This window comes from Streptomyces polygonati, from assembly GCF_042650325.1.
GTDB classification, from domain to species: Bacteria; Actinomycetota; Actinomycetes; order Streptomycetales; family Streptomycetaceae; genus Actinacidiphila; species Actinacidiphila polygonati.
This window is the reverse complement of sequence record NZ_JBHSBB010000027.1, coordinates 214,854-227,870: the sequence shown is the minus strand read 5'-3', so window position 1 is coordinate 227,870 and position 13,017 is coordinate 214,854. Positions and strand designations below refer to the sequence as shown.

Annotated in this window: 11 protein-coding genes and 1 pseudogene; 7 read left to right on the top strand and 5 right to left on the bottom strand. The window is 71.6% G+C overall.

Going from position 1 to position 13,017, the window contains the following annotated elements:
• Window positions 1–309: 309 nt before the first annotated feature.
• Complete coding sequence (gene dusB, locus ACFO3J_RS29445) at window positions 310–1,476, bottom strand: tRNA dihydrouridine synthase DusB (RefSeq protein WP_386435716.1); 1,167 nt, start codon at window positions 1,474–1,476, stop codon at window positions 310–312.
• Window positions 1,477–1,717: 241 nt separating this feature from the next.
• Between dusB and ACFO3J_RS29440 the strand changes: the two genes are divergently transcribed.
• The gene (locus tag ACFO3J_RS29440; protein ID WP_386435713.1) at window positions 1,718–3,136 is read left to right on the top strand and encodes a DHA2 family efflux MFS transporter permease subunit; all 1,419 of its coding nucleotides are present in this window, start codon (window positions 1,718–1,720) and stop codon (window positions 3,134–3,136) included.
• Window positions 3,133–3,612 (top strand): MarR family winged helix-turn-helix transcriptional regulator, encoded by a 480-nt coding sequence (locus ACFO3J_RS29435; RefSeq protein WP_386435710.1) that lies wholly within the window; start codon window positions 3,133–3,135, stop codon window positions 3,610–3,612. The genes ACFO3J_RS29440 and ACFO3J_RS29435 overlap by 4 nt, the downstream gene beginning before the upstream one ends.
• 40 nt (window positions 3,613–3,652) lie before the next feature.
• Here the strand turns inward: ACFO3J_RS29435 and ACFO3J_RS29430 are convergent, their stop codons facing one another.
• Complete coding sequence (locus tag ACFO3J_RS29430) at window positions 3,653–4,603, bottom strand: helix-turn-helix transcriptional regulator (RefSeq protein ID WP_386435707.1); 951 nt, start codon at window positions 4,601–4,603, stop codon at window positions 3,653–3,655.
• A gap of 113 nt (window positions 4,604–4,716) precedes the next feature.
• On the opposite strand from ACFO3J_RS29430, the gene ACFO3J_RS29425 reads away from it, so the two are divergent.
• From ACFO3J_RS29425 to ACFO3J_RS29410, 4 genes are all read left to right on the top strand, one after another.
• Complete coding sequence (locus ACFO3J_RS29425; protein ID WP_386435811.1) at window positions 4,717–6,231, top strand: MFS transporter; 1,515 nt, start codon at window positions 4,717–4,719, stop codon at window positions 6,229–6,231.
• Between the two features lie 156 nt (window positions 6,232–6,387).
• Complete coding sequence (locus ACFO3J_RS29420; protein WP_386435704.1) at window positions 6,388–7,389, top strand: aldo/keto reductase; 1,002 nt, start codon at window positions 6,388–6,390, stop codon at window positions 7,387–7,389.
• Window positions 7,390–7,629: 240 nt separating this feature from the next.
• On the top strand, window positions 7,630–8,307 hold the full coding sequence (locus ACFO3J_RS29415) for a TetR/AcrR family transcriptional regulator (RefSeq protein ID WP_386435701.1): 678 nt from the start codon (window positions 7,630–7,632) through the stop codon (window positions 8,305–8,307).
• Window positions 8,308–8,449: 142 nt separating this feature from the next.
• Complete coding sequence (locus ACFO3J_RS29410; protein ID WP_386435698.1) at window positions 8,450–9,031, top strand: hypothetical protein; 582 nt, start codon at window positions 8,450–8,452, stop codon at window positions 9,029–9,031.
• Between the two features lie 17 nt (window positions 9,032–9,048).
• On the opposite strand, the gene ACFO3J_RS29405 is transcribed toward ACFO3J_RS29410, so the two are convergent.
• Window positions 9,049–10,431 carry a glycine--tRNA ligase gene (locus ACFO3J_RS29405; RefSeq protein ID WP_386435695.1) on the bottom strand — a complete coding sequence of 461 codons (1,383 nt, stop codon included), beginning with the start codon at window positions 10,429–10,431 and terminating at the stop codon, window positions 9,049–9,051.
• Between the two features lie 300 nt (window positions 10,432–10,731).
• Here ACFO3J_RS29405 and ACFO3J_RS29400 point away from each other — a divergent pair, with 300 nt between their 5' ends.
• Window positions 10,732–11,199 (top strand): Fur family transcriptional regulator, encoded by a 468-nt coding sequence (locus tag ACFO3J_RS29400; protein WP_386435692.1) that lies wholly within the window; start codon window positions 10,732–10,734, stop codon window positions 11,197–11,199.
• Here the strand turns inward: ACFO3J_RS29400 and ACFO3J_RS29395 are convergent.
• Both ACFO3J_RS29395 and recO read right to left on the bottom strand, forming a co-directional pair.
• A complete protein-coding gene (locus ACFO3J_RS29395) occupies window positions 11,189–12,010 on the bottom strand; it encodes an isoprenyl transferase (RefSeq protein WP_386435689.1) in 822 nt (273 codons plus the stop codon). The two genes, ACFO3J_RS29400 and ACFO3J_RS29395, sit on opposite strands and share 11 nt — an antisense overlap.
• A 219-nt stretch (window positions 12,011–12,229) precedes the next feature.
• Window positions 12,230–12,973: pseudogene (gene recO, locus ACFO3J_RS29390) on the bottom strand (DNA repair protein RecO); the annotation flags it as partial.
• Between the last annotated feature and the right edge of the window lie 44 nt (window positions 12,974–13,017).

The window sequence follows — 13,017 nt, the reverse complement described above, 5'->3', positions numbered from 1 at the left end:
GCGCGAGGTTCGTACACGGAGGGTGATGATCGGGGTGGCGGGGTGGAGACAAGGGACTGGCACTGAGTGCCGTTCATTCGAGAGGTGCCGCGCTCTTCTGTGCGCTCAGTTGAGCGCGACAAGCATCAAACGTGGCGTGAATCACGCGGGCCGGGGAGAGTGCGGCTCCTGCTCCTGGCGTAGTCCGTCTACGTCAGTACGGCCGGCGACCGGCTCGCCGTAGGGCCCCGCGGGGGGCACGGAGCCGGTCCCGCGTGCGGCTCAACCACCGGAAGGCTCAACCACCGGAAGGCCCGCCCACCGGAGGGCTCAACCGCCGGAGGTGTCCGTCTCCGCGTCCTCGCTCAGCGCGGCGCAGTCGTACGGGTCGTCGAGCCAGCCGTCCGGGAGGACCACCCGCTTGCCCGGCGCGGTACGGCCGCGCGGGCCGTCGGCGTGCGCGGGCCAGGACTGGTCGTGGTCCAAAGCCCCCAGATGCTCGTCCAGCTCGGCCAGCGAGGAGGCGGTGGCCAGGGCGCGGCGCAGCTCGGAGCCGACCGAGAAGCCCTTGGTGTACCACGGGACATGCTTGCGGAAGTCGATCACGCCGCGCGCCTCGTCGCCGATCCAGCGGCCGAGCAGCTCGGCGTGCCGCCGCATCACGACCGCGACCTGCCCGAAGTCCGGGGCGGCCGGGGTCCGGTCGCCGCCGGGCTCGAAGGCCGCCACCAGATCGCCGAACAGCCACGGCCGGCCCAGGCAGCCGCGCCCGACCACCACCCCGTCGCAGCCGGTCTCCCGCATCATCCGCAGCGCGTCCTCGGCGCACCAGATGTCGCCGTTGCCCAGCACCGGGATCTCCGGGACGTGCTCCTTCAGCCGGGCGATGGCATCCCAGTCGGCGGTGCCGCCGTAGTGCTGGGCGGCGGTGCGGCCGTGCAGCGCCACCGCCGCGACGCCCTCCTCGACCGCGATCCGGCCGGCGTCGAGATACGTCAGATGATCGTCGTCGATGCCCTTGCGCATCTTGATGGTGACCGGGAGGTCACCGGCGTTCCCGACCGCCTCGCGCAGGATGGCGCGCAGCAGATTGCGCTTGAAGGGCAGCGCGGAGCCGCCCCCCTTGCGGGTCACCTTCGGCACCGGACACCCGAAGTTGAGGTCGATGTGGTCGGCCAGATCCTCGTCCACGATCATCCGGACCGCCTTGCCGACGGTGACCGGATCGACGCCGTAGAGCTGGATCGAGCGGGGGGTCTCGGTGGCGTCGAAGTGGATGAGCTGCATGGTCTTCTCATTGCGCTCGACCAGTGCCCGGGTGGTGATCATCTCGCTGACGAACAGGCCCTTGCCGCCGCTGAACTCCCGGCACAGGGTGCGGAAGGGCGCGTTGGTGATGCCCGCCATCGGGGCGAGCACGACCGGCGGCCACACGGTGTGCGGGCCGATCGAAAGGGCGCCCGGCGCGGGCGGGGCCAAAGTGGCGTCAGCGGTCATGGGCCCCATTGTCCCGCACACCGGGAGCGGCCCGCCGAGCGGTGGCGGCGACCCTGTGGACAACCCGGGGACGACCCGGCTGACGACCCGGCGGACGACCGCCCGACGACCCGCTGCACAGCCCGCACCGCCGGCTCCAGGGAGAGTTCACGCCGGGGCAATCCCGCCCCCACCGAGGGTCCGAGAAATTACTTGTACGATAAAAACGATTTCACTCGTACAACCATGGGAGCCACCACGTATGCCTGAGCTGACGCGTCGACGTCGCCTGCTCATCCTGGCAATCTGCTGCATGAGCCTGCTGATCGTCAGCCTGGACAACACCATCCTGAACGTGGCGCTCCCCTCCATGCAGAAGGACTTCCACGCGAGCGTCTCCGGCCTCCAGTGGACGATCGACGCGTATCTGCTGGTCCTGGCCTCGCTGCTGCTGCTCTCCGGCTCCACCGCGGACCGGATCGGGCGCAAGCGGATCTTCCAGACCGGGCTGGCGCTGTTCACCGCCGGGTCCGTGCTGTGCAGCCTGGCGCCGAGCCTCGGCTGGCTGATCGTCTTCCGGATGGTGCAGGCCGTCGGCGGTTCGATGCTCAACCCGGTGGCGATGTCGATCATCACCAACACCTTCTCCGAGCCCCGTGAGCGCGCCCGCGCGATCGGCGTCTGGGGCGGGGTCATCGGCATCAGCATGGCGGCCGGGCCGATCGTCGGCGGCGCGCTGGTGCAATCGGTCGGCTGGCGGTCGATCTTCTGGATCAATCTGCCGGTGGGCCTGGTCGCGCTGGTGCTCACCGCCCGCTTCGTCCCCGAATCCCGGGCCCAGCGCGCCCGTCGGGTCGATCCGGTGGGGCAGTCGCTGGTGATGGTCCTGCTCGGCACCCTCACCTACGGGATCATCGAGGGGTCGGACGCCGGCTGGGCGTCCCCGCTGATCATCGGCTGCTTCACGGTGGCGGCGCTGTCGGTGGCGGGCCTGGCCGCGTACGAGAAGCGGCGGGCCGACCCGCTGATCGACACCCGGTTCTTCCGCAGCGCGCCCTTCAGCGGGGCGACCGTGATAGCGGTCAGCGCCTTCGCCGCGCTCGGCGGCTTCCTCTTCCTCAACACCCTCTACCTCCAGGAGCAGCGGGGCATGTCGGCGCTGGACGCCGGGCTCCACATGCTGCCGATGGCGCTGATGACACTGGTCTTCGCGCCGGTGTCCGGCCGGCTGGTCGCCAACCGCGGGGCGCGTATCCCGCTGGTGATCGCCGGCACCGGGATGACCGCCGCCGGCATCCTCTTCGCGGCCTTCGACGCCCAGACCTCGGACACCCGGCTCTTCATCACCTATGTGATCTTCGGGATCGGCTTCGGCTTCGTCAACGCGCCCATCACCAACACGGCGGTGTCCGGCATGCCGCGCGCCCAGGCAGGAGTGGCCGCGGCTGTGGCCTCCACCAGCCGCCAGGTCGGCCAGTCCCTCGGCGTCGCGGTGCTCGGCGCCGCCCTCGCGGCCGGCCTGCACGCCGGCGCCTGGTGGATCATCGCGGGCTGCGGCGCGTCCGTCCTGGTCTTCGGCCTCCTCACCACCGGCCGCTGGGCCCGCGGCACCGCCGAACGCACGGCCGGCCTGCTGACCCCCGAGGTCGAGGACGCCCGGATCGCGGTGAGCACATCATGACGGCGGGAGCGGCGGGCTCGGCGGATACGACAGACACGGCGGCGGACGCCGCCGCGGCCGAGCGGGTCTGGCGGAATCTGCGGGAGCTGGTCCTGGACCGCAACGAGCGCCGCAAGGAGACCGCCGAGGCGCTCGGCATGAGCTTCTTCCGGGTGAAGGCGCTGCGCAGGATCGCGGCGGCCCCGGCCCGGCTGAGCGAACTGGCGGCCGAACTGGGGTCCGACCGCCCCTATCTGACCCTGGTGGTGGACGATCTGGAGCGGCGCGGGCTGGCCGAGCGCCGCCAGCACCCCACCGACCGGCGCTGCAAGATCGTCTCGGTCACCCCGGAAGGGCTGGCGGCGGCCACCCGGGCCGACGCCATCCTCGGCACCCCGCCGAGCGCCCTGCTGGACCTGCCGGCCGCCGACCTGGCGGCCCTCGACCGGATCACGGCGGCGCTCTCGGCGCTGTCCCCGCCCTCGGCGCTGAGCTGACGTGAGGTGAGGCGCGGCCGGCTCCCGGACCCTCGGCCCCTCAGACCGCGACCGGCGCCTGCTCCGCGAGGATGCGCGCGTGGAGCCGGTGCAGCCGCTCGCGGGTGGCGGCGTCGGCCGGCGTGTAGGTGGTGACCCGCGGGCCCGCCTGCGGGCCGAGCCAGAGATGGGTGAAGTCGAAGGTGAGCGGGCCGACATCGGGGTTGAGGAAGCGCTTGACATGGCCCTCGGGCTGGAGGACCTCATGCCGCTCCCAGACCTCGCAGAACTCCGGGGAAGCCTGCTGGAGCCGCTTGAGCAGGGCCTTCCAGGGGGCCTCGCCGATGTGCTGGCCCATCGAGACGCGGAACTTCGCGGCCATCAGCCGGACGTTCAGCTCGCGGTCCAACATCCGCTCCTTCCAGCACGGGTCGGTGAAGCACAGCCACATGAGGTTGCGGTTCTCGACCGGCATCGCGTCGAGGTCGCTGACCAGCCGGCCGTACGTACGGTTGTAGGCGACGATGTCGTACCGGCTGTTGAAGACCGCGGCGGGCAGCGGCTCCAGCTGGTCGATCATGACGCGCACCGCGGGCGACATCCCGGGGCAGTCCAGCAGCGGGTGCGGATCGGGCGCGCCCGCCAGGGTGAAGAGGTGGCGGCGCTCCTCCCGGTCCAGCATCAGCGCGCGGGCGATGGCGTCGGCCACCTGCCCGGAGACCTGGATCTCCCGGGCCTGCTCCAGCCACGTGTACCAGGTCACACCCACCGCGGCGAGCTGCGCGACCTCCTCGCGGCGCAGTCCGGGGGTACGCCGCCGGCGGCCCGGCGGCATCCCGACCTGCTCGGGCGAGATGCGTTCGCGGCGGTTGCGCAGGAAGGACGCCAGCTCGCGGCGGCGGCTCTCGGACGCGTCCCCGGCGCCGGGGTCCGGACGGGGGGCGCTGATCCCGGCGGTCCCGGGAGTCCCGGAGGTCCCGGCATGCCCGGCGGTGGAGAGCGAGGTGTCCATATTCCCAGAGTGCCCTATCCGGCAACCGGTTGCCAGGTGCTCCGTATACCTGGATAAACGCTCTCTGGTACCCCCTTGAGATGGGGTACATGGTTGACCCCGTGACCGACCGAATGGAACACACCCTGCCTTCCCGGGCCGAAGTGCTGCCGCGCGTGACCCGCATCGGCGCACCGGGCCCGACCGAACCGTCCCCCGCCACCTCCTCCGGCCCGGCCGGGGCGTCCTCCGGGTCCAAGGCCTCCGCTCCGGCTCTCAGCACGCTCGGTCTGCTCACCGTGCTGCTCGGCGCGGCCCTGCCGATGGTGGACTTCTTCATCGTCAACGTCGCCCTGCCCACCATCGACCGCGATCTGGACGCCGGCCCCGCGGTGCTGGAGATGGTGGTCGCGGGCTACGGCGTCGCGTACGCCGTCCTGCTCGTCCTCGGTGGCCGCCTCGGCGACATGTTCGGCCGCCGCAATCTCTTCCTGTGGGGTCTGGCGGCCTTCGCCGTCACCTCGCTGGCCTGCGGCATCGCCCCCAGCGCCTGGACGCTGGTCGGCGCCCGGGTGGCCCAGGGCGCGGCCTCCGCGCTGCTGCTCCCGCAGGTGCTGGCCACCATCCAGTCCGCCACCTCCGGCAGCAGCCGGGGCAAGGCGCTCAGCTACTACGGCGCCACGGCCGGCATATCGAGCGTGGTCGGCCAGGTGCTGGGCGGCGTACTGGTCTCCGCGAACATCGCGGGCAGCGGCTGGCGTGCCATCTTCCTGGTGAACGTGCCGATCGCCGCGCTCGCCTTGGTGCTGGCGCTGCGTTCGGTCCCGGAGACCCGCTCGCCGCGTCCCGCCAGGATCGACCGGTCCGGCACGGTGCTGCTCGGTGTGACGCTGATCGCGCTGCTGCTGCCGCTGACCGAGGGCCGGGCGGCCGGCTGGCCGCTGTGGTCGTGGGTGCTGCTGGCGCTGTCGCCGTTCGGCGCCGCCGCCTTCATCGCGGTGGAGCGGCACGGCGAGCGCACCGGCGGCTCCCCGCTGCTGCCACCGTCCCTGGTCCGCATCCACAGCGTCCGCAGCGGACTGCTGCTGATCCTGCCCTTCTGCATGGGCTTCGGCGGCTTCATGTTCGTGCTGGCGGTGGCCATGCAGGACGGGCTGCACTTCGGCCCGCTGGCGGCCGGCGGCGCGCTGGTCCCGCTGTGCGCGGCGTTCTTCATCGCCTCGCTGCTGGGCCCGCGGGCGGTGGCCCGCTACGGCCGCAGGACGGTGACCTGGGGTTCGCTGATCCAGGGTGCCGGCCTGCTGGTGCTCGCCGGGACCTTCGGGTGGGGCTGGCCGCACATCGGCATCTGGGCGCTGGCGCCGAGCATGGCGCTGGCCGGTTTCGGGCAGGGCTTCGTGCTGCCGGTGGTCTTCCGGATCGTGCTCAGCGAGGTGCCCCCGGCGCAGGCCGGGGTGGGCGGCGGCGCGATGGCCACCACCCAGCAGGCCAGCCTGGCGCTGGGCGTGGCCACGCTCGGCACGCTCTTCCTGACGCTGTCCACATCGGTGGGCATCCGCGACGCCCTGGTCTGGACGCTGCTCGCCCAGCTGGTGACGGTGGCGGCCACGGTGGCGCTGAGCGTACGACTGCCGCGGGCGCTGGTCTGACGGCCGGCCCGAGCGGCCCGGTGCCGCCGTCGGTGGCGGTCACCTGACATACATGGACTGACAGATATTGAAATCTGTCAGTCCATGTGGCACGTTGGGACCACCGACCCGGGGGCGACCGCCCGCGGGTCCACCGCGATCCGAGGAGACACCCTCTTGCGCACCCGTACTCTCGGCAGCACCGGTCCCGCCGTCTCGTCCATCGGCCTCGGCTGCATGGGCATGTCCGCGCTCTACGGAACGACCGACGACGCCGAGTCCACCGCCACGATCCACGCCGCCCTCGACGCGGGCGTCAACCTGCTGGACACCGGCGACTACTACGCCATGGGCCTGAACGAACTGCTGATCCGCGACGCGCTGCGCGCCCGCCCCGGCAGCCGCGAACAGGCCGTGATCAGCGTCAAGTTCGGCGCCCTGCGGGACGCCGCCGGGGGCTGGGCCGGCTACGACGGCCGTCCGGCCGCGGTGAAGAACTTCCTCGCCTACTCGCTCAACCGGCTCGGCACCGACCATGTCGACATATACCGGCTCGGCCGCGTCGACCCGGCGGTGCCGATCGAGGAGACCGTCGGCGCGATCGCCGAGGAGGTCCAGGCCGGCCGGGTACGGCACATCGGTCTGTCCGAGGTCGGCGCGGACACCCTGCGGCGGGCCGCCTCGGTGGCGCCCATCTGCGACCTGCAGATCGAGTACAGCCTGTTCTCACGCGGCATAGAGGACGAGATCCTGCCCACCGCCCGCGAGCTGGGCATCGGCGTGACCGCGTACGGGGTACTGTCCCGCGGCCTGCTCAGCGGTCACTGGACCAGGGACCGCACCCCGGAGGCCGGCGACTTCCGCAGCCTCGCGCCGCGCTTCGGCGCCGGCAACCTCGACCGTAATCTCGACCTGGTCGACGCGCTGCGCGAGGTCGCCACGAGCAAGGGCGTCACGGTCGCGCAGGCCGCCATCGCCTGGGTGCTGTCGCGCGGCGAGGACATCGTGCCGCTGGTCGGCGCCCGCACCCGGGAGCGGCTGGCGGAGTCGCTGGGCGCCGGGGAGCTGGCACTGGAGGCGGCCGACCTGGTCGCGATCGAGCAGGCCGTACCCGCCAAGGCGGTGGCGGGCGAGCGCTATGCCGCCCGCCAGATGCTCGACCTCGACAGCGAGCGCTGACCGCGCTCCCGACCGCGGGTGCGTCGTGGCCGATCGCGCAGTTCCCCGCGCCCCTTCGGGGCCCGGCCAAGTCCCGTCGGGGGCACGGTTCTTCTCCCGGGCGGAGGACGTCCGGCCAGGGGCGCGGGGAACTGCGCGACCCGGGCCCGTAGAGTCCTGCCGTCCGCCCCACCCGTACCGCCCATACCGCTCGGACCGCTCAGACCGGTCAGCCCGCTCACACCGAGAGGCCGCACCCCCATGGCGCCGGAGATCCTCACCCCCGAACGCATCCTCGAAGCCACCGAGGACGTCCTGCGACGCTACGGCCCGGCGAAGGCGACCGTGGTGGACGTGGCCCGGGCGCTCGGGGTCAGCCACGGCAGCGTCTACCGGCACTTCCCGACCAAGGTGGCGCTGCGCGAGGCGGTGACACAGCGCTGGCTGGAGCGGGCGCACGCCGACCTCGAGCGGATCGCGGCCGCCCCGGGCCCCGCGCCGCTGCGGCTAGTCGCCTGGCTGGACGGGCTGGTCGCCGCCAAGCGCGGCAAAGCCGGCCGGGACCCGGAGCTGTTCGCCACCTATACGGTGCTGGCCGGCGAGAACAGCGGGCTGGTCGCGCGGCACATCGAGGAGATGGTCGGGCACATCGCCCGGATCATCGCGGACGGGGTGGCCAGCGCCGAGTTCGTCCTCCCGGGCGGGGCGCCCGCCGACACCCCCGCCGGCCACCCGGCGAACGACCCGGCCGGCGACCCCGGCGACCTCCCCGCCGCCGTCCGCACCGCCGCCCGCGCGGTGTGGGACGCCACCTGCCGCTTCCACGACCCGGTGTACGCCCCCGAATGGGCCGGCCCGCACAGCGATACGGCCTACACGGCGGTCCGCGCCCTGCTGCTGGCCGGTCTGACCGGTCCGACCGGCCAGCAGGGCGGCTGACCGCCGTGCGGCCGACGGCGGTTCCCGGCCGGTTCCTCGTTCCCGACCTTGCCGGGGCACCCCGTGGGCAGGCTTACGGAAGGGTTTCGGGGTTTCCCGGCGTTGTGCCTGACGCGGGGGCCGAGCGGAGGGAGACACAGCGATGTCCGTGAGCGAGCGGTCGGTGGCCGGTGCGCAGGTCACCGGGCTGCCCACGCCCCGCGCGACGCCCTCCGACGTCCCGGACGCCGCGGCCGCCGGAAGCCCGGCCCGCTCGGCGGCCCCTCCGCTGTCCGCCGGCCCGGCGCGCGCCCCTCGGCAGTGGCCCGGTTACGCGCTGATCGGCTGCGGAGTCGCGCTCATCCCCTGGCTGATCGTGCTGGCCACCGGCCTTCATCCGATCGAGAGGGTGCCGCACTGGACGACCGCGTGGGTCGGCCTCGACACGATGGAGTCCCTCGGCCTGATGGCCACCGGGCTGCTCACCGTGCGCCGCAGTCCGCTGCGGTCGGCCGCCGCCGGGGCCACGGGCATGCTGCTCGTCGTCGACGCCTGGTTCGATGTCACGACCGCTTCGGGCCCCGACTTCCGTACCGCCCTGCTGATGGCCATCGCGGCGGAACTGCCGCTCGCCGTGGTCTGCGCCACCCTCGCGATCAGGAGCTTCCCGGCCGCGGCGCGGGCGGGACTGCTGGACGCCGACCGGTCGCCCCGTCCTCAGCCGCCGGACGGCTCCGGCGGCTGAGGACGGGAGACGGCAGGTCAGCAGCCGAGCAGGCGACCGCCGAGATACGCCTCGACCTGGTCCAGCGACACGCGCTCCTGCTTCATCGTGTCCCGCTCGCGTACCGTCACCGCGTTGTCCTCCAGCGTGTCGAAGTCGACCGTGACGCAGAAGGGCGTACCGATCTCGTCCTGGCGGCGGTAGCGGCGGCCGATCGCGCCCGCGTCGTCGAACTCGATGTTCCAGTTCTTGCGCAGGGCGGTGGCCAGGCCCTTCGCCTTCGGGGACAGCTCGGGGTTGCGGGACAGCGGCAGCACGGCGACCTTGACCGGGGCCAGCCGCGGGTCGAGCCGCATGACCGTGCGCTTCTCCATCGCGCCCTTGGCGTTGGGCGCCTCGTCCTCGTTGTACGCGTCGAGCATGAAGGCGAGCATGGCGCGGTTGACGCCGGCGGCCGGCTCGATCACGTACGGGAACCAGCGCTCACCCGCCTCCTGGTCGAAGTACGACAGGTCCTGGCCGGACGCCTTGGCGTGCGAGGACAGGTCGAAGTCGGTGCGGTTGGCGACACCCTCCAGCTCGCTGAACTCCTGGCCGCCGAAGTTGAAGCGGTACTCGATGTCGGCGGTGCGCTTGGAGTAGTGGGAGAGCTTCTCCTTCGGGTGGTCGAACCAGCGGATGTTCTCCTCCCGCAGGCCCAGGCCGGTGTACCAGTTCCAGCGCTCCTGCATCCAGTACTCGTGCCACTTCTCGTCCTCGCCCGGCTTGACGAAGAACTCCATCTCCATCTGCTCGAACTCACGCGTACGGAAGATGAAGTTACCGGGCGTGATCTCGTTGCGGAACGACTTGCCCATCTGGGCGATGCCGAACGGCGGCTTCTTCCGCGAAGTGGTCTGCACCTGGGCAAAGTTCACAAAAATACCCTGCGCGGTCTCGGGCCGCAGATACGCCACCGAGCCGGCATCCTGGGTCGGGCCGAGGTGCGTCTGGAGCATGCCGGAGAACTGCTTGGGCTCGGTGAAGGCGCCCTTGGTGCCGCAGTGCGGGCAATTGATGTCGGCCAGGCCGTTGGCCGGCGGCTTGCCGTGCTTCGCCTCGTAGGCCTCCTCCAGGTGGTCGGCGCGGTAGCGCTTGTGGCAGGAGGTGCACTCGGTCAGCGGGTCGGAGAAGGTGGCGACGTGACCGGAGGCGACCCACACCTCGGGGGCGAGGATCACGGACGAGTCGATTCCCACCACGTCGTCACGCGAAATCACCATGGCGCGCCACCACTGGCGCTTGATGTTCTCCTTGAGCTCCACGCCCAGCGGTCCGTAGTCCCAGGCGGCCTTGGAGCCGCCGTAAATCTCACTGCTGGGGAATACGAAGCCACGGCGCTTGCTCAGGCTGACGATGGTGTCGATCTTGTCGGCGGCCACGGTGCTCTCTTCAGTACGACGAAGCGGTCAGTTGTCCCAGATTACCGGCGGGTGCGGGGCGCATATCAAATCCGTTCCGCGACCTGCAAGAACGTACGCTGCGGGTCGGGCCCGCTTCGGACGGTAATTGACAACCGTTTCCACTATAGTTGAAAATGACTGTCGACAACGTATGACTCCGGGTGATACCGGGCCATACCGGGTGGTACGCGATACGGGTCCGTGCGCCGCGCGGACTGGCACAATGGGGTCCACCCGGCCCAGCGGCATCGACCCAGCAGCATCGAGAAGGAGACACCGGTGAGCACCGCCAAGCATCCCGTGCGCGGCCGTTCGACCCGGCAGCGGGCCGCCGTTTCGGCCGCACTCGAAGAGGTCGAGGAGTTCCGCAGCGCCCAGGACCTGCACGACCTGCTGAAGCACCGCGGCGACTCGGTCGGCCTGACCACCGTCTACCGCACCCTCCAGTCCCTCGCCGACGCCGGTGAGGTCGATGTCCTGCGCACCGGCGACGGCGAATCGGTCTACCGCCGCTGCTCCGGCGGTGGCCACCACCATCACCTGGTCTGCCGGATGTGCGGCAAGGCCGTCGAGGTGGAGGGCCCCGCCGTCGAGAAATGGGCCGACGCGATCGCCATGGAACACGGCTATGTGGACGTGGCCCACACGATGGAGATCTTCGGTACGTGCGCGGAGTGCGCGCAGCGGGAGCCGGCCGGAGTGGTCGGATCGTCGGCGACGGGCGGCGCGACGGTGGTCAGCCCTTGAGGAGCTGCTCCTCGTTGGGGATCGCGCCGCCGAAGCGGCGGTCCCGGGAGGCGTACTCCATGCAGGCCCGCCACAGGTCCCGGCGGTCGAAGTCCGGCCAGAGCACGTCCTGGAACACCATCTCCGCGTAACTGCTCTGCCACAGCAGGTAGTTGGAGGTGCGCTGCTCGCCGCTGGGGCGCAGGAAGAGATCGACGTCCGGCATGTCCGGGTAGTACATGTACTTCGCGAAGGTCTTCTCGTTGACCTTGTTCGGGTCGAGCTTGCCGGCCGCCACATCGCGGGCCAGCGCCTGGGCGGCGTCGGCGATCTCGGCCCGACCGCCGTAGTTGACGCAGAAGTACAGCGTCATGGCGTCGTTGCCGACCGTCTGCTCCTGGGCGATCTGGAGCTCCTGGACGACCGACTTCCACATCTTCGGCATCCGGCCCACCCAGCGGATGCGGATGCCCAGTTCGTCCATCTCGTCGCGGCGGCGGCGGATGACATCGCGGTTGAAGTTCATCAGGAAGCGCACCTCGTCCGGCGAGCGCTTCCAGTTCTCGGTGGAGAAGGCGTAGAGCGACAGGTTCTTGACGCCGATCTCCAGGCAGCCCTTGAGGACGTCCAGGACGACGCCCTCGCCGACCCGGTGCCCCTCGGTGCGGGGCAGGCCGCGCTCCTTGGCCCAGCGGCCGTTGCCGTCCATCACGACGGCGACGTGCTGGGGGACGAGTTCGGCTTGGAGCTTCGGGGCCCGGGCGCCCGACGGATGCGGGTCCGGGGTCCGGTACGAGGTTCGGTTTCGGGCCAGAATCCCGCGACGTGCCATGGTCGTACTTCTCCTGACGGCTATTCCTGAGGTGTTCCTGACGGTGTTCCCGAAGCGTTCCGGAGGCATTCCTTCGGCGTTCCGGACGGCCCGCTCGGCCCGTCCCTCCACGCTACCCCGCCCGGTGCGGCCGGCTCACGGCTCGGTGGTGCCGCGCAGCGCCGTTTCCCGCGCCGCCGCGGCTGCCCCCGCCGTCCCGGCCGGCGGCGTGTCCGGCAGGCGCTCGACAAAGCGCAGCGACCGCAGGCCGCGTTCCAGATGCCACTGGAGGTAGGCCGCGACCAGGCCGCTGCCCTCACGGCAGTGACGCGGCTCACAGGCGTCCGCGGTCTCCCAGTCGCCGCCCAGCAGCGCGCCGAGCAGTTCCAGTGACTCCCGGGAGGGGACGACGCTTCCGGGCACCCGGCAGTCGCCGCAGACGACTCCGCCGGCGCCGATCGAGAAGAACCGGTTCGGGCCGGTCATACCGCACTTGGCGCAGTCGTCGAAGCTGGGCGCGTAGCCGTTGACCGCCAGCGAGCGCAGCAGGAAGGCGTCCAGCACCAGCCGCGGCTCGTGGTCGCCGGCCGCGAGGGTGCGCAGCGCGCCGACCAGCAGCAGATACTGCTGGACGGCTGGTTCGCCCTCGTGGTCGGTGAAGCGTTCCGCCGTCTCCAGCATCGCGGTGCCCGCGGTGTAGCGGTCGTAGTCGGTGACGATGGCCCCGCCGTAGGGCGCGATGGTCTCGCCCTGGGTGCACAGCGGCAGCCCGCGGCCGATCAGCTCCCCGCCGCGGGCGAAGAACTGCACGTCGACATGGCTGAACGGCTCCAGCCGCGCGCCGAACTTGGACTTCGTGCGCCGCACCCCCCGGGCCACCGCCCGCACCCGGCCGTGCCGCCGGGTCAGCAGCGTGATGATCCGGTCCGCCTCGCCCAGCTTCTGGGTGCGCAGCACGATGCCGTCGTCGCGGAACAGACTCATGGGCGCCATTCTCCCGTACGGCGGCACGGCCGGTGGCCGGCACC